The sequence below is a fragment of the Enterobacter cloacae subsp. cloacae ATCC 13047 genome, assembly GCF_000025565.1.
GTDB classification, from domain to species: Bacteria; Pseudomonadota; Gammaproteobacteria; order Enterobacterales; family Enterobacteriaceae; genus Enterobacter; species Enterobacter cloacae.
Genome location: NC_014121.1, coordinates 1,675,525 through 1,690,462, shown reverse-complemented (window position 1 = coordinate 1,690,462; position 14,938 = coordinate 1,675,525). Strand labels below are relative to the sequence as shown.

Sequence of the window (14,938 nt, the reverse complement as noted above, 5' to 3'; positions counted from 1 at the left end):
GGGTTAATCCTTCACAAAGATGATCCAGTGGGTTTTGTCGTTCTTCCCGGTACGCTGGCCAATAGCAGGCTTCTGATCTGTCAGCGCCAATATCTGGCTCACCGGGATCTGCGTTTCATTCCATTTGAAAATGAGCACACCGTGTGGACGCAATACACGGAACGCCTCTTTAAAACCGGCGCGTAGGTCTGAACGCCACGTTTTTTTGTTCAATCGTCCGTATTTCTTACCCATCCAAGCTGTTTGACCGACACGTTCAAGATGTGGCGGATCAAACACCACTACCGGGAACGATGCATCAGCAAATGGCAGATCGCGGAAATCAGCAATCAGATCAGGTCGAATGACCAGACGTCGGCCATCACACAGCTCATGCTCTTCACTACGGATATCAGTAAATAGCGTACGCGTATCGCGTTTGTTGAACCAGAACATGCGAGAACCACAGCACATATCGAGGATTGTTTGCTCTGACATGCTCACTTCGCCTCCACTAACTCTTTCCATTTTTCTTGAAGCAACCGCCGGGCCGCTACCTCTCCATCAGGTGGGAACGAAAATCCCGCGCGGACACCAGGACAACCGTTCGAACAGCGGACCTCTGCCGACCCCCAGTTCATCCCCCGGCTGCGAACCCTCAGTGAAGGGGCCATGCCGCATTTAGGGCATTTCGGTAAATTAGTCATTTCCCATCCCCTGCAGCAGATGTTTGTGGCGGCGCAGCTCGCGAACGGCCCCCTGCAGACGCTGCAGGCATGCCAGCTTCGCTTTCGTGCGGCGGATTTCAGTTGAGATATAACGCGGTGACGGAATAATCAGATCATCCGGACGGCTGGCGAAAGTTGGGATTTCCCCAATAATTTCTTCCAGGGTTGTGCTGTCTGGCGCTGATGATAACTTGACGTCCGGTACTGGAGGCGCCTGCAGTTCTGGATGAACTTCCGGTTCACCCGCCAGGCTCCAGGTGATATTTTTTCCGTCCACATGGCGCAGGACCAGACCGTCCTTGCACATCGCACCCAGCGAGGCATTCAGAGCTCGCGAACCTTTACCAAGTTTTTCTGCAACCTGGTTGGCACTCATAGCCCCCTGCCCCTGCATTGCTGACAATACCCTCTCCACCAGCTGCGATGGCTGCTTTGGTCTGATACGCTTCGGCTTCTGCTCTTTCGCGGTACCAACCGACCAGGCTCCATCCAAGAAATCGCACAACCCCTCTTCCTTGTGCTCGCGCAGCATTTTCAGGGCCTCTACGGGTTCAATATCCAGGCGTGCTGCCACTTCGTGATAGGTTGCTTTACCCATGGCTTTCAATGCGTCGACTACAGATTCCATAACTTTCTCCTCAAAATTTACTTAACAGGTCTCAGGTGGCTAACGTTTCCGCGATAGCTCTCCCAGTCAAAGTTCACCCAAATGCCGTTATCCATGCGCAGGCGATCAACAACCCTTTCGCCCAGGGTCTCTACCAGCTCGTCGTAATTCAGGTTGGTCAGCACGCCAACCGGGCGCATAGCTGCCAGGCGGCGATCGATAATCTGGTTCAACAAAACTTTCTCGCCGCGGCTGTCGCGCTGGATGCCGACTTCATCGAGCACCAGCAGATCAACTTTGCAGAGGTCATCCAGCAGCGCGGCTTCAGAACGCCCTTCGTCATAACAGGCCCTGGCGCGCAGGGTCAGATCCGGAACAGTGACAATCAGCACCGTTCGCCCCTGTTTCAGCAGATAATTTCCAATGGCTGCTGAGAGGTGGTTTTTGCCAGTACCCGGCTTTCCGGTGAAAACGAAACTCGCAAAGCCGGTTCCAAAATTTTGCGCATAGCTCTTTGCCATACTCAGGGCGTGGCGCTGGCCATCGCCGTTCACCGTGTAATTCGCGAAGCTGCAGCTGCGGTGCAGGTTCTGGATCCCGGATCGCCCGAAAATTTTCTCTGCACGTGCCTGCTGGTTGAGTTTGTCCACCTCAGCGGCACGTTTTAGACCTTCCTCGCGCTGCCAGGCCATCAGCTCAGCGGCGCTCTTAAATTTGGGTTCTACGCCCGGCGGAATGACGCGGCGAAGGCGATCGAGAATGGAACCTGCGTTTTGCATGCTTACCCCCTGAATCCTGGCGGAACGGAGCTGTCAGGACGGGAGATCCGATTGATATCCCGGCCACCAGCCTGATTCTGAACCACCCCTGTCGATGGCAGTCGAAGAATTAAGTCATCCCATTTTTCGCGCAGTTTTGACGGTGACATCACGTTCCGGCACCAGAACGGATCTCGCTGTACACGCGAAAACATTTCGCAAATTTGCTTATGTGTTCTGCCGTCAACGGCACACATCAGCCGGATTTCGTTGGACCATGCAGTCCAGTTAGGCTCTTTAGGGCGCACCAGTTCCCCGTCTGTCTCAGCGGCTTTTTCATACAGTTTGACGATGCGGTTCCACATCCACTGGGCGCAGGTCAGATCTTCCTTGCTTCCCCACTGCCGTTTTCCTGCATGTGCAACCACGGCTTCTGGATGACGATTTAAAAACGCCTCTTTGGTCAGTTGTTCGTCCGACAGCGAAGCGTCCGGACAAGAAGTGTTTTTATTCTCTGTAGTAGTCTCTGTAGTAATCTCTGTAGGATCGAAATGGGTTTTGCCTTCCCCGCGGGCTGGGCTTTCCCCAGTTCCCGAACAAGGGATTCCCTCGTTACCGACCTGGGCTTTGCCCATTCCCCGAAATGGGTTTTGCCCATTTGGTGATTGATCAATGGCTTGCGTTAGCACTTGATCCACTCGTTCAAAGTTAACTTTGAAGTAAATCCGGTGCTCCAGTCGCTTATGTGTCTCTACCAAAACCCCCAGACGCTTAAGCTTTTTCCGGGCCGTCAGCTGCTCTTCGTAACTCAGCCCGGTTTCATCCTGAATTTCCTCTGAGGTTTTATGCACACCCAGATCAGAGGTGAGCTTGTCCATCCAGTAGGTCATCTGGCAAAAAAGAACTGTGGCGCTAACGCCGCCGAGGTGTTCGGCCAGTGCCGGGTAATAAGCAACCGGACGACCGAACCCGCGAATGATGTCAGATGGATTCATGGTTTTACTGACCCTTACGCCGCACGGTGGCAGTGCATAATTTGGACTTTCACGCCAGCCATCTGCGCCAGCGCATCGATTGCTTCCAGAGTCTCGCGGCGAATTACTGGTTGCGGTTTGCCGGTGAAGACCGCATTGGTGGCTTCGATACACTCTTTGTTGACCCTGGCCGCCCGGTAATGCATGCAGTCCTTCTGCGCCAGTTCGTTATCAATAGCGGTACGAATGGCATAGCTCAGCGCTTCCGCCTGTTTAAGGTAGTTAGGTGTATCGTTGCGGAACGCACGCTGAATAATCTGCTTGTTGTTGTGCAGCCGGCGCGCGTACTCGTCCGGATCCGAAACGTCATCCAGTGACTGAAGCAGATCGCCAAAGTGATGCGGTGTTATCAGCTGCGTCACCGTCTTCCATCCCTTTTCCTGCGCCCAGGACTCCAGCTCACATGCCAGTTTTTTGATTTCCATCAGTCAGTATCCTTCTGCTTTGTCGTGCTATTTTTTGGCTCGTAGTCAGGCCAAATTTCGGCCCAATCGCCTGGACGCAAATCAGAACGAGAAACCTCTCCATTGGTGAAAGCCTCGATAACGATGCAGCGGCTTGGCGAAATAGCAGCCCGCCCCGTTGCAAGTTGGGAGAGGTAAGATTTCGATATACCGAGGTGTTGCTCCAGCTCCTTGCGGATCTTTGGCCCACCAGCTTTTAAAAAGTCATTGAGTTGCATAATCGCTCCTGTGTGTTGAGTTATGAGTTTATAAACCACTAAACATTTATGTCAAGTTTTTGCTTGTTTAGAAATTACTAATCAAAATGACTGCATGGACACAAAAGAAATCAGGCGCAAGCGCCTAGCGGCATGGTTTTCCAGCAGAACCTTGCCGGAGAAAGAGAAGAGCTACCTTTCACAGCTGATCAACGGCAAAGCGTCGTTCGGCGAGAGAGCTGCGCGCCGTATTGAACGTGATTACGGCATGGCTCCTGGTTATCTTGATGAAGAACCCATGGGTGAAGAGATTAAATCCCCTCGCCCGTTTGACGCGCGCCATGAAGAATTGCTTGACCTTTTCGACAGCCTTGCTGAATGGGAAAAAGAGCAGCACATGGTAAACCTCAGGGCCCAAGTAAACTCTATAGACAATGAGCTCAAGGCAAGGCTGAAAGGTAAGTCCAAACAAGAAATCCTTCAGATGCTGAAAGACCTAGAGATCGACTAACTCCCCCAAAGACCGCCTGTAGCGGTCTTTTTTTACTTCTAATACAACCACTTCCAATTTTTCACGCCTTTTTGTTTACTATTAACTTTACATATTGGTTTATTTGTTTATAAACTTAGACCAACTAAACACGCAGTAATCAGTAAACGTTCCGCCTACCCGGCGATAAGGGTGAACAAAGCGAACAGGCAGGATGCCCACGAAGTAGCCGCCGATGGCGTATGAATGACCGGATGATTCGCAGGTAACAAAAAAGCGCCCCGTAGGACGCTTCGCTCTTTAAAAATCTGGATATCCCAAAAAAATTTCAGGAGTAGTCATGCAAAAACAAAAGCTAACCCCGAGGGAATTCTGGCTTCTGGTTAAAGCAAAAGCCGATGCCACCCTCGCAGAAATTAACAATCTTGCTTCTCGCGGGGATTGCTCGCTTGAATGGCATCTTTTGGAAGTAGCCAGCCTTTCATCTCTATTGAAAGAGCAAGGCGAAGTTCCTCCATTGACATCTCACGACACTGTTTAATTGTCCAGCCATGTTTACGGCTCAAGTACAGGTAGACAGCGTCAAAACCATAAACTTCAGAAGGATATCCTTCTTGCTCTGACAGGTGATCGCCAAAACATTCCAGAGAATAGTTTAGATCAGCAGTCGCATGGTGTAGCCGCCAGCGAGCGTGGTAAAGTTCTTTGTTCACTTTTATTCCTTTTTATCGTTGGGGATATCCAGATTACCCGAATCCTTGTTGTTGGGGAATAGCAGGATCCACCGAGCCTGATGTGGTGAAAAGACAGGCGCAAAACATGGAAGCACATTCCCCTCTTTCACTAATGGGGATTGGTTTGTTAGCTGGCGGAGTGTGCTTCCAGTTGTGGGCAATCGAAAATTGTAGATGGCTGTTAATAACCTTCATAGGGGATTCATTATGACAGACTTTAATCGTCAACCATCACGGCAACAGGCAGTCCGCCTTAACTGGTTTGAAATAAAACTTAGACAACTTTGTTATTTTCTGGCTCAAAAAGGCAACCCTGAACTCTGAAGGTTAATAGCGTTGATATAAACGCAACGACCTGACTGTAATTTAATTATATTCGATTAAAAATCATGCCTTAAACGGCAGGGATTTTCACACCTTAAATTAAGGATTGTAAAATGAAAGCAACTATCACAACCGTAGAAATGAACCTGGTTATCGTAAATAAAGACCTTGCAACCTTTAATATTAACGGTGCCATTTCTGGCATGGTTCATCTGCCATCATCTGGCCCTGTAACCGTTGTGCTTGACGGTGGATACGTGCTGGGTGAATTTCATTGCCCGGTTTGCGCTGTTAAGAGCATTAGCTTGCTGTCTGTTAATTTCGCTGAAGCCCAGAACTCCTGTGGCATGTCCTATTACGATCACAAACGCCAACAACTTAACTGATATGGATGACATCATTTGTCATTGCGCTGTTTGCTGCCACGAATATAAAAAATCGGAAATGCACGAAAGGAAAACAGACATATACCCTTTTAAGCGCACGATTTATTTATGTGAGCAATGTAATGAAAAAAGAGAAAAACGTGACGCTTTAAGAAAAGTAAAACGCGGCATCCGCAAGCCATTTCATTCAACATCATCTTTCAAATATTAAACGAGGTTATTATGTCTGTTGAGTTAAAAGTATTTGGTGGTGCTTACTTCCCAAAAGATAAAGCATTAAAAAAACACCCAGATTTAAAACCGCTTGCAACTGCAGTTAATGCAGCCACAAAAGCGATCGCCGAAGCCGTTATTTTCGGCAAGCTGGCGGCAGAACACCCTGAACATATTGATGATTATTTTAAGGTGAAAATCTGGGAACACCGCGAAGAACTTCCGTGCCCTGATTTTGACGTTTTCTCATCTGAGTTTTTCGAAAGTGTAGCAGTATGGAATGTGAATGCTGGTGAACCAGCTGCGGCACCACAGCCAGAAGCTGAAGCAAAGGAAGAATGGGAGGACAATAAGACTCAGGAAGAAATTAAAATCGTTGCACAGCTCGATCTGGCATCCCGCGCAGCTTGTCTGGCACTGTTCGGCCCGGTCCCTGGAATCACTTCAGCGCAGTACGGCCAGATCGTCGATCTGAAAAATGATGATGAACCCAGCTTTGCTCGCGAGCTTGCAGAAGCACTGGCAAAAGAGCGCCGCGCGCTTGAGCTGGCGCCGGAACGCCAGGAGCAATTGCTCTCCTGGTTACGTGAGAACACCAAAGAATCTGCGCAGTGGCCGGATATCAAAAAGCAGATCGCTAAATGGATCGATACCCCAGTTGATAAGCGACCTCAGTCTGTCACCACCACAGAAGAAAACCGTACAGACACCGGCTCCACGTTGGGTGGTGGCAACAAGACAGACCGCAGCCCGGATCTGGTTCATAACCTCTCTACGCTGCGTATCGAAGTGGCTGTTGCCATTCTCAGCATGTACGACGAGATCGACATTTACTGGATCCCGAATAAATACATGATTCCAGCGAAAGCCATGGCCGAAGCAGAACAGGATCCCCGCTTCACAGCATGGTGGAAAAAACTGCGTAGCACCCCAGGCATTCTGGACTATTCCCGCGCGGCCATAATCGCGTTGATTAAATCCGCCCCGGAAGACCTCTGGATCGATCCTGTCGCATTACGTGAGTATATCAATCGCGAGCTGGTTGAATGTGACCATGCGAACCCTGACCAGAAAACGGTAGAGATCGCCTGCCGCCCTAAACCTCGTACTAATTCTGAGAAAAAAGAAAATGATGAAACCGAATCGACTGTACCGGGCGAAACTGAGCTACCAGCAGTTTGCCCAGGGAAAGCTGCGCAACTCGAAAAAGAACTCAACGAGACATTCGCTCACAGCTCCGCGCCAGAACAGCAGACCACTGACCAGCCACGGATGGAGAACCTGGGCGGCGGAGTCTTCTCTGTTGAAGCACTGATTAATAATTCCCCCTCAAATGAGGTCGAAAAGCAGGAAGTGCCACCAGCGCCAAATGACCGCGAAATTGCGATTCTGCATGCGCTGAATGACCTTATTTCTGGACGCACTAACATCATGGGGAAAGAAGAGGCAGAGGGCGTAGTGGCATGTGCCGGCCAGCTCGTTTCGGATGTTGTCCCGTTACTGATGGAAGATATCACCGCCACAGAATTTTGCCTGTCTCCTGATTTCACTGACGAGGAGATCCACGACGTGGCCACCACCATGCTGGATCGCTGGTCCGACGATGTTAGCGTTCGTCAGAAAATCGCTCTTGATGCGATCGTGGAATACCGCCGCCCGGCACCACCAAAATCTGTCGTGCTCGATCCGCCGGCCGTTACTGCAAATCCGATTGCCACCCCCGATCCAGCACCTGAAACAAACGCGCCGCTTTCGTCTGTGACCTACCTGCAGCAGCTGACCATTGCAGCGCTTCAGGGCCTATGTTCCAACCCAGCTTATTGCAATCAGTATGAAGAATTTCCGGCTATGGCCGCCGGGCTTGCCCGCAGCGTTATCAACCATCAGGAAGGCTCCTGTGCGTCTGATTAACCGTAGCAAGGGAGACAGTATCGGCGGGCCAGCATGCGCCGCCGCGCTCAAATGCCATTTTGAAAAATATGGCGAACATGGGCGTCGCTATACCCAGACGATTTACACAGTGCGTGTCGGCGAACAGAAAGTGACAGTCGAAGTCGTCAACCGGAGCCGTAGTTATGTGGCGACGGCCATGACCAGAGCCCGTCATCTTCGCCGCCTGCCAGGGTTGGCTGATTCGTGAGATTCAATATCCGCTAGCTGCAGCACGTATGATCGCAGCTGGCTATCAAGAGTGATAGCTATGAGTGAACAAAGTCTGATACCGCTGCGGGACTGGAAAGCTCGCAGATTGCACTTCCCCATAACAATCACATGCCTGGTGAAACACGGGAAACTGGGATACATACAACCGAGGCCGATTAAAATTGGAAATCGTTGGTGTATAGACGAACAGGCAATTTATATCGGACCAGGCGCGACGGGAGTCGAACCAGAAATTCACACTGACGATGACGAAATTTTGCGGGAGATCCTGAGCGATGTCACCAAGGCCACGAAAAAATAATGTATCAATTTCCGGGCTGTATGCCCGGTTTGATCGTCGCACAGCAAAAACATACTACCAGTATAAAAACCCTTTAACGGGTAAGTTCCATGGCCTGGGAACAGATAGAGAGAAAGCGGAAAAAATAGCCACAACGGCAAATCAGAGAATTGCAGCAGCAGAAGCCGAGCACTATTTGCGCCAAATTGATGATAGTCCAAAAGCAACAGCACAGCGCGGGATCAGCCTCAAAGCATGGATTGAACGATATCTGAAGATTCAGAAACAAAGCCTGGATGCCGGGTCGCTATCGCTGAAACGCTTTAAAGAAAAAAAACGCATGGCAGAGTTGCTTTCCAGGCGGCTTGGTTCCCGGCCAATGAAGAGTTTGGAGGTAAAGGATTTTGCCGTGTTATTGGATGAATATCTGGATGCAGGACATGCCAGCAGCGCCCTCTGTAATCGGGTGGTGTGGGTGGATATTTTCACTGAAGCACAACATGCAGGAGAGGTGCCTCCTGGATGGAACCCACCAGCAGCAACAAAAAAACCTTCGGTGAAAGTTACACGTGCGCGCCTCTCTCTGGACGAATGGAAAAAAATACTGGCGCAAATACCCGAGGATCGGTACTCGCATAAAGCGATGCTGCTTGCCTTAGTCACTGGTCAGCGCCGGGAGGATATTGCGAACATGAAATTTTCAGACATTAAGGACGGCTATCTGCACATCGAGCAAAGCAAAACGGGGGCCCGTATTGCGTTGCCGCTGAACCTCCGTTGTGAAGCCATTGGCTTATCGCTGGAGGATGTAATACGGAAATGTAGGGATAGGTTTGTCAGTCCCTATCTCTTGCACGGAAAAATGAACAATAAGGCGAAACCTGTGAATCTGATTTTGGTTTCTAAAGAGTTTGCCGCGGCACGTGATGCAGCCGGTATCGTACCGCCTGCAGGAAAAACACCAACAACGTTTCACGAACAGCGCTCATTGTCCGAACGACTTTACCGCGCCCAGGGGATCGATACGAAAATTTTGCTGGGGCATAAAACGCAGTCAACCACCGACAGATACAACGATGATCGCGGGAAGGAATGGACCAAACTTGCAATTTAATTTTTCGCTGCGGTGCTCCTGGGGAGAGGATTGATTACTGATGGAGGTCATAAAAAAGGTAGGTATTTTGGAGAAAAGTTTTGGAGAGGTTTTGGAGAAAGGAAAAAAGTTATATATTCCAGTCCGTTAAAACAACCTACACCTTCTGAGTTCAGAGGCTTACTCATGTCATGGCAATACTTCAAACAGACTTACCTGGTTAAGTTCTGGTCACCAGTACCGGCCGTCATCGCGGCGGGGATCCTTTCCACCTACTATTTCGGCATTACCGGCACCTTCTGGGCCGTGACCGGCGAATTCACCCGCTGGGGTGGGCAACTGCTGCAGCTCGCTGGCGTACATACCGAGGAGTGGGGTTACTTTAAGCTTATTCATCTGGACGGCACGCCGCTGACCCGCATCGACGGTATGATGATTATCGGCATGTTCGGGGGGTGTTTTGCCGCCGCGCTGTGGGCTAACAACGTTAAGTTGCGAATGCCTAAAAGCCGGATACGCGTTACGCAGGCGATTGTCGGCGGCATGATTGCCGGGTTCGGCGCCCGTCTGGCGATGGGGTGCAACCTGGCCGCTTTCTTTACCGGCATTCCACAGTTTTCGCTGCACGCCTGGTTTTTTGCTGTCGCCACGGCGATTGGCTCTTACTTTGGCGCGAAGTTTACCCTCCTGCCGCTGTTCCGCATTCCGGTCAAAATGGTGAAGGTCAGCGCTGCCTCGCCGCTGACGCAAAAGCCTTCTCAGGCGCGTCGTCGTTTTCGTCTCGGCATGTTGGTCTTTTTCGCCATGGTCGCCTGGGCGCTCTGTACGGCGCTCAACCAGCCTAAGCTGGGTCTGGCCATGTTGTTCGGTGTCGGTTTCGGCCTGCTGATAGAACGTGCGCAGATCTGTTTCACCTCGGCGTTTCGCGATATGTGGATCACCGGCCGTTCAATGATGGCCAAAGCGATTATTGCGGGTATGGCGGTAAGCGCCATTGGCATCTTCAGCTATGTGCAGCTGGGTGTTGAGCCGAAAATCATGTGGGCTGGTCCGAACGCGGTGATTGGCGGCCTGCTGTTTGGCTTCGGAATTGTACTGGCTGGTGGGTGTGAAACCGGCTGGATGTACCGCGCGGTTGAAGGTCAGGTGCATTACTGGTGGGTAGGTCTGGGGAACGTCATCGGCTCCACCCTGCTGGCCTGGTACTGGGACGATTTGTCTCCGGTGCTGGCCACGAACTGGGACAAGGTGAATCTGCTCAGCACGTTTGGCCCGCTCGGCGGGCTGCTGGTGACCTACGCCCTGCTACTGGTCGCTTTTTTACTGGTTGTCGCGCAAGAGAAACGTTTCTTCCGCCGTGCCACGGTTAAACCTGAACCCCAGGAGAATGCAGCATGAAAGAGATTGTGCCTGACTACCGCCTTGATATGGTCGGTGAACCGTGTCCTTACCCGGCTGTCGCTACGCTTGAAGCGCTCCCGCAGCTTCAAAAAGGGGAAATTCTGGAAGTGGTGAGCGACTGCCCGCAGTCCATCAACAACATTCCTCTGGATGCCAAAAACCACGGTTATACCGTACTGGATATTCAGCAGGATGGCCCGACCATTCGCTATCTTATCCAGAAGTAAACCGCCAGGTGACGGGGGGCGTCCCCCCCGTCAAAAAAGCTGCCTCACCTCCCATTTTGATGGCGAATACAGCGCCACTGAAAATGGTAGCACTACACTTAAAGTGGATAAAAAACAAACAGGAGGTGAGGTATGTTTAATTCAATTTTAGTCCCTGTCGATATCTCTGAAAGTCGTCTGACCGAACAGGTGATTCCCTATGTTCAGGCAAACGCAGCAATCGGTAACGGTAAAATCCATTTTCTGACGGTAGTGCCTTCTTTCCCTTACTATTCATCGCTTGGGCTGGCGTATTCGGTTGAAATGCCAAAGCTTGCGGAGATTCAGGAGGAAGCCCTTACGAAGCTCAAAGAGATGGTTAAGCAGTTCAATTTACCTGCCGATCGTGTGGAGACACACGCCATTTCAGGTGCGCCTAAAGATCAGATCCTGAAGCTGGCTGACAGTATCAACGCTGACCTCATTATCATCGCGTCGCATCGACCGGATATCACAACCTACCTTTTAGGTTCAAACGCGGCAGTTGTGGTACGCCATGCAAAATGCCCGGTGCTGGTTGTACGCTAGCGAGGCTGGTGAGAAACTTAAGCCCCGATATACCGGGGCTTATTTAAAACGTTTTACAAAAAAATTATTTCAATAAACGGACTTAACAATGAAAAAAGTAGTGATGCTGGTATGCCTTGCCACAGCAATAACGGGCTGTGCCCCTCTCGCGCCTGAAGGTTGTCAGAAGAAAACCGCTCTCGACTCGTGCTCCTATAAGCAGTCCGGTAAAGTCTCCGATAAGGATATCTATGGTCAACAGGCTGCCGCGATAAAGAAAGCGCTGGACTCGGCGCTGGCCGATCCACACGCCTGGAATGGTAAGCGATGCAACATGCATCTCGACTTTACCATCGACGGGCTATTGCAGAACCTGGAGATAAAAGGCGGAGACAAAGCGTATTGCCAGGCTTTAGCCGACGCGGCAACACGGGCCACCTTCCCGCACTTCACAGACGAGCGTGTATTTCAGGATATGGGTTCTGCCCGCTGGAACATGGAGGGGCAACCGTAGAGGTAAGTCGGTAGAAAGACTGGCCATGTTCTGGCCAGTCCCGGAAAGTAGAATCAGAAACGATAACCCGCAGAGAACATAAATACCCATGGATCCAGACGGGTACTGATGCTTTGTTGCTGTCCGCCTGCCTTGAAGCGGACATCGGTATCGATATCCATATACCAGACCGAGGCGTTAATTAACCAGTCGCGGTTAATGAGATAGTCCATCCCCACCTGTCCTGCCACGCCCCATGAATCTTTCAGACTGAGATCGGTCAGTCCGGCTTCTTTACCGGTATCGTTGAATTTCTCATCGAAGAAGGTGGTGTAGTTCACGCCCGCGCCGATATAGGGGCGCAGTTTGCTGCTTGAGTCACCAAAGTACCACTGCGCCATCAACGTTGGCGGCAGATGGTGCACCGTGGCGATATCACCGGTTGGGCCTAAACCAACGCGATGACGGAATGGCGTTGCTGCCAGAAGCTCAACGCCAATGTTATCCGTCGCCATATACGTGAATGTTAAACCTAACTGGGTGTTGTTGCTGACGTTAAAGCCGCCCATTCCCAGCACGTTATCAGAACCTTCAGTTGGACGTACCGTTGCCGAACCGGCACGAATAAAGAATTCACCTGCTTCATGCGCATACGCGCCGCCAGAGAGACTGCTTAAGATAAGGGCTGCCACCGCTAATTTTTTCATATCCGCTCCATCGTTGTGGTTTTAGCTGCGGATGAGAATATACTCACAAATGAGTAATAAGTGATCTGTCACAGATCACATTAAAACCAGTAACTTAACATTCATTGATCTGGGTTAATTTTTGGTGACACACCGTAAGGCCAAAAGTTGTTCTTACGTCAATTTTTGGCATTTCCCGGTTACAAAATTTTCTGTTTCCCCCCTCTTGCTCTTCGAATGGCGGCTGGATAATTTAGCGCTCTCACAATGTGATTTGATGCGTTCTTTTTTGCAGGTGTGCCATGAGTGATATGAACCCGTGCATGACGTGCGGAGCCTGTTGTGCGTATTTTCGAGTCTCTTTCTACTGGGCCGAAGCCAGCGATGGCGGCGGTACCGTTCCGGTTCATCTCACTGAACCGTTATCCCCCTTTCTGCGCTGCATGAGCGGTACGAATCAAAAGCAGGCCCGCTGTGTGGCGTTACAAGGCGAGCCAGGCGTGTCGACCCGCTGCTCCATCTATGAGGATCGCCCCAGCCCGTGTCGGGACTTTACGATGTCTGGCGAAGAGGGTCAGGTCAACGAAGCCTGTAATCGCGCCCGCGCGCGCTTCGGATTACCGCCGCTTTACAAAGATATGCTTTTCCATACAAGCCTTGATGCTGCCACGACCGCGTTATCCGGTGTACAATTGCCGGCTAATTAACACCTGCAATACTCAAGGAGAGTGCATGTCTATCACGGCGAAGTCTGTCTACCGTGACACGGGAAACTTTTTCCGCAATCAGTTCGTAACCTTTTTACTGATCGCGTTGTTATGCGCCTTTATTACGGTGGTGCTGGGTCACGCGTTCTCTCCGAGTGACGAACAGATTGCCAGCCTGAGCCAGGGCGACCATCTTGCAGGTAGCGTGGGGTTGTTTGAACTGGTGCAAAACATGACGCCAGAGCAGCAGCAAATCCTGCTGCGGGCCTCTGCGGCATCGACTTTCTCAGGACTGATCGGCAATGCCATTCTCGCGGGCGGCGTTCTGCTGATGATCCAGCTGGTTTCTGCAGGCCACCGCGTCAGCGCCTTACGGGCGATCGGTGCCAGCGCGCCGGTATTGCCTAAGCTGTTTATCCTCATCTTTTTAACCACCCTGCTGGTGCAGATGGGGATCATGCTCGTTGTGGTTCCAGGCGTGCTGCTGGCTATCGTCCTCGCGTTCGCTCCGGTGATGGTGGTGCAGGACAAAATGGGGATCTTTACCGCCATGCGCAGCAGCATCAAACTGGCATGGGCCAATATGCGCCTGGTGGCACCGGCCGTAATTAGCTGGCTGCTGGCCAAAACGCTCCTGCTGCTGTTTGCCCCAAACTTTGCAGTCTTAACGCCGAACGTCGGTGCGGTGGTAGCCAACACGCTGAGTAATCTGATTTCAGCGATACTGCTGGTTTATCTGTTCCGCCTGTATATGTTAATTCGTCAGTAATCCTGTGGCCGGGTGCATCGCAGCACCCGGCCCCACACAGAAGATGGAATCACAGAATGAAGCAGTTTCTTGATTTTTTACCGCTGGTCGTGTTTTTCGCGTTTTATAAGCTGTATGACATTTATGCAGCCACGATGGCGCTGATCGTTGCTACCGCTATAGTGCTGATCTACAGCTGGGTTCGCTATCGTAAAGTCGAAAAAATGGCTCTGATTACGTTCGCACTGGTGGCCGTGTTCGGTGGGCTGACGCTGTTCTTTCACAACGATGAATTCATTAAATGGAAAGTCACCGTGATTTACGCACTGTTTGCCGGTGCATTGCTGATCAGCCAGTGGGTAATGAAAAAGCCACTGATCCAGCGCATGCTGGGTAAAGAGCTGACGCTGCCACAGGAAGTATGGTCCCGTCTGAATATCGCCTGGGCGCTGTTCTTTATTCTTTGCGGCCTGGCGAATATCTACATCGCCTTCTGGCTGCCGCAGAATATCTGGGTCAACTTCAAGGTCTTTGGTCTGACGGCGCTGACGCTCATCTTCACTCTGTTAAGCGGTGTCTATATCTACCGGCACATGCCGCAGGATGATAAACACTGATGAATCCCCGACCAGAACGTGCACAACAGGCGTTCTGGTCTATTCTCTCCTGCCAAAAATCAT

The 14,938-nt window shown here is 51.1% G+C and carries 20 protein-coding genes; 12 read left to right on the top strand and 8 right to left on the bottom strand.

Annotation, left to right across the window (positions count from 1 at the left end):
• Positions 1-3: 3 nt before the first annotated feature.
• The 6 genes from ECL_RS08200 to ECL_RS08175 all read right to left on the bottom strand — a co-directional run bounded on the left by ECL_RS08200 (position 4) and on the right by ECL_RS08175 (position 3,788).
• Positions 4-477, bottom strand: a complete 474-nt coding sequence (locus tag ECL_RS08200) for a class I SAM-dependent methyltransferase (RefSeq protein WP_013096301.1) — start codon at positions 475-477, stop codon at positions 4-6.
• Between the two features lie 201 nt (positions 478-678).
• Positions 679-1,335 (bottom strand): DUF1627 domain-containing protein, encoded by a 657-nt coding sequence (locus tag ECL_RS08195; protein WP_013096300.1) that lies wholly within the window; start codon positions 1,333-1,335, stop codon positions 679-681.
• Between the two features lie 17 nt (positions 1,336-1,352).
• Complete coding sequence (locus ECL_RS08190; protein ID WP_013096299.1) at positions 1,353-2,093, bottom strand: ATP-binding protein; 741 nt, start codon at positions 2,091-2,093, stop codon at positions 1,353-1,355.
• Between the two features lie 2 nt (positions 2,094-2,095).
• Positions 2,096-3,067 (bottom strand): hypothetical protein, encoded by a 972-nt coding sequence (locus tag ECL_RS27900; protein WP_013096298.1) that lies wholly within the window; start codon positions 3,065-3,067, stop codon positions 2,096-2,098.
• Between the two features lie 14 nt (positions 3,068-3,081).
• Positions 3,082-3,531 (bottom strand): toxin YdaT family protein, encoded by a 450-nt coding sequence (locus ECL_RS08180; RefSeq protein WP_013096297.1) that lies wholly within the window; start codon positions 3,529-3,531, stop codon positions 3,082-3,084.
• Positions 3,531-3,788 carry a transcriptional regulator gene (locus ECL_RS08175; RefSeq protein ID WP_044158265.1) on the bottom strand — a complete coding sequence of 86 codons (258 nt, stop codon included), beginning with the start codon at positions 3,786-3,788 and terminating at the stop codon, positions 3,531-3,533. Before ECL_RS08175 ends, ECL_RS08180 begins: the two co-directional genes overlap by 1 nt.
• Before the next feature lie 94 nt (positions 3,789-3,882).
• On the opposite strand from ECL_RS08175, the gene ECL_RS27680 reads away from it, so the two are divergent.
• The gene (locus ECL_RS27680) at positions 3,883-4,278 is read left to right on the top strand and encodes a hypothetical protein (protein ID WP_044158267.1); all 396 of its coding nucleotides are present in this window, start codon (positions 3,883-3,885) and stop codon (positions 4,276-4,278) included.
• 395 nt (positions 4,279-4,673) lie between these two features.
• Here the strand turns inward: ECL_RS27680 and ECL_RS08165 are convergent, their stop codons facing one another.
• Positions 4,674-4,970, bottom strand: a complete 297-nt coding sequence (locus ECL_RS08165) for a hypothetical protein (protein ID WP_044158271.1) — start codon at positions 4,968-4,970, stop codon at positions 4,674-4,676.
• Positions 4,971-5,428: 458 nt separating this feature from the next.
• Between ECL_RS08165 and ECL_RS08160 the strand changes: the two genes are divergently transcribed.
• From ECL_RS08160 to ECL_RS08125, 8 genes are all read left to right on the top strand, one after another.
• Complete coding sequence (locus ECL_RS08160; protein ID WP_013096295.1) at positions 5,429-5,701, top strand: hypothetical protein; 273 nt, start codon at positions 5,429-5,431, stop codon at positions 5,699-5,701.
• Positions 5,702-5,923: 222 nt separating this feature from the next.
• Positions 5,924-7,825, top strand: coding sequence for an exodeoxyribonuclease VIII (locus tag ECL_RS08155; RefSeq protein ID WP_013096293.1), 1,902 nt, complete (start codon positions 5,924-5,926; stop codon positions 7,823-7,825).
• Positions 7,812-8,054 (top strand): DUF4060 family protein, encoded by a 243-nt coding sequence (locus ECL_RS08150; protein ID WP_013096292.1) that lies wholly within the window; start codon positions 7,812-7,814, stop codon positions 8,052-8,054. The genes ECL_RS08155 and ECL_RS08150 overlap by 14 nt, the downstream gene beginning before the upstream one ends.
• A 298-nt stretch (positions 8,055-8,352) precedes the next feature.
• The gene (locus ECL_RS08145; protein WP_013096290.1) at positions 8,353-9,471 is read left to right on the top strand and encodes a phage integrase Arm DNA-binding domain-containing protein; all 1,119 of its coding nucleotides are present in this window, start codon (positions 8,353-8,355) and stop codon (positions 9,469-9,471) included.
• A 165-nt stretch (positions 9,472-9,636) separates the two neighbouring features.
• Positions 9,637-10,848, top strand: a complete 1,212-nt coding sequence (yedE, locus tag ECL_RS08140; RefSeq protein ID WP_013096289.1) for a selenium metabolism membrane protein YedE/FdhT — start codon at positions 9,637-9,639, stop codon at positions 10,846-10,848.
• Positions 10,845-11,078 (top strand): sulfurtransferase-like selenium metabolism protein YedF, encoded by a 234-nt coding sequence (gene yedF / locus ECL_RS08135; protein ID WP_013096288.1) that lies wholly within the window; start codon positions 10,845-10,847, stop codon positions 11,076-11,078. The genes yedE and yedF overlap by 4 nt, the downstream gene beginning before the upstream one ends.
• A 132-nt stretch (positions 11,079-11,210) precedes the next feature.
• Entirely contained in the window at positions 11,211-11,645 is a 435-nt protein-coding gene (gene uspF, locus ECL_RS08130) for a universal stress protein UspF (RefSeq protein ID WP_013096287.1), read from the top strand.
• Between the two features lie 88 nt (positions 11,646-11,733).
• Positions 11,734-12,138 carry a cell envelope integrity TolA C-terminal domain-containing protein gene (locus ECL_RS08125; RefSeq protein WP_013096286.1) on the top strand — a complete coding sequence of 135 codons (405 nt, stop codon included), beginning with the start codon at positions 11,734-11,736 and terminating at the stop codon, positions 12,136-12,138.
• Between the two features lie 53 nt (positions 12,139-12,191).
• Here ECL_RS08125 and ompW read toward each other — a convergent pair whose 3' ends face one another.
• A complete protein-coding gene (gene ompW, locus ECL_RS08120) occupies positions 12,192-12,824 on the bottom strand; it encodes an outer membrane protein OmpW (RefSeq protein ID WP_013096285.1) in 633 nt (210 codons plus the stop codon).
• A gap of 281 nt (positions 12,825-13,105) precedes the next feature.
• Between ompW and ECL_RS08115 the strand changes: the two genes are divergently transcribed.
• The 3 genes from ECL_RS08115 to ECL_RS08105 are packed head-to-tail and all read left to right on the top strand — an operon-like array spanning position 13,106 to position 14,875.
• The gene (locus ECL_RS08115; RefSeq protein ID WP_013096284.1) at positions 13,106-13,510 is read left to right on the top strand and encodes a YkgJ family cysteine cluster protein; all 405 of its coding nucleotides are present in this window, start codon (positions 13,106-13,108) and stop codon (positions 13,508-13,510) included.
• Between the two features lie 25 nt (positions 13,511-13,535).
• Entirely contained in the window at positions 13,536-14,279 is a 744-nt protein-coding gene (locus tag ECL_RS08110; protein ID WP_013096283.1) for a YciC family protein, read from the top strand.
• A gap of 56 nt (positions 14,280-14,335) precedes the next feature.
• Positions 14,336-14,875: a septation protein A gene (locus tag ECL_RS08105; protein WP_013096282.1), complete on the top strand. Its 540-nt coding sequence runs from the start codon at positions 14,336-14,338 to the stop codon at positions 14,873-14,875.
• The last annotated feature ends 63 nt before the right edge of the window (positions 14,876-14,938 follow it).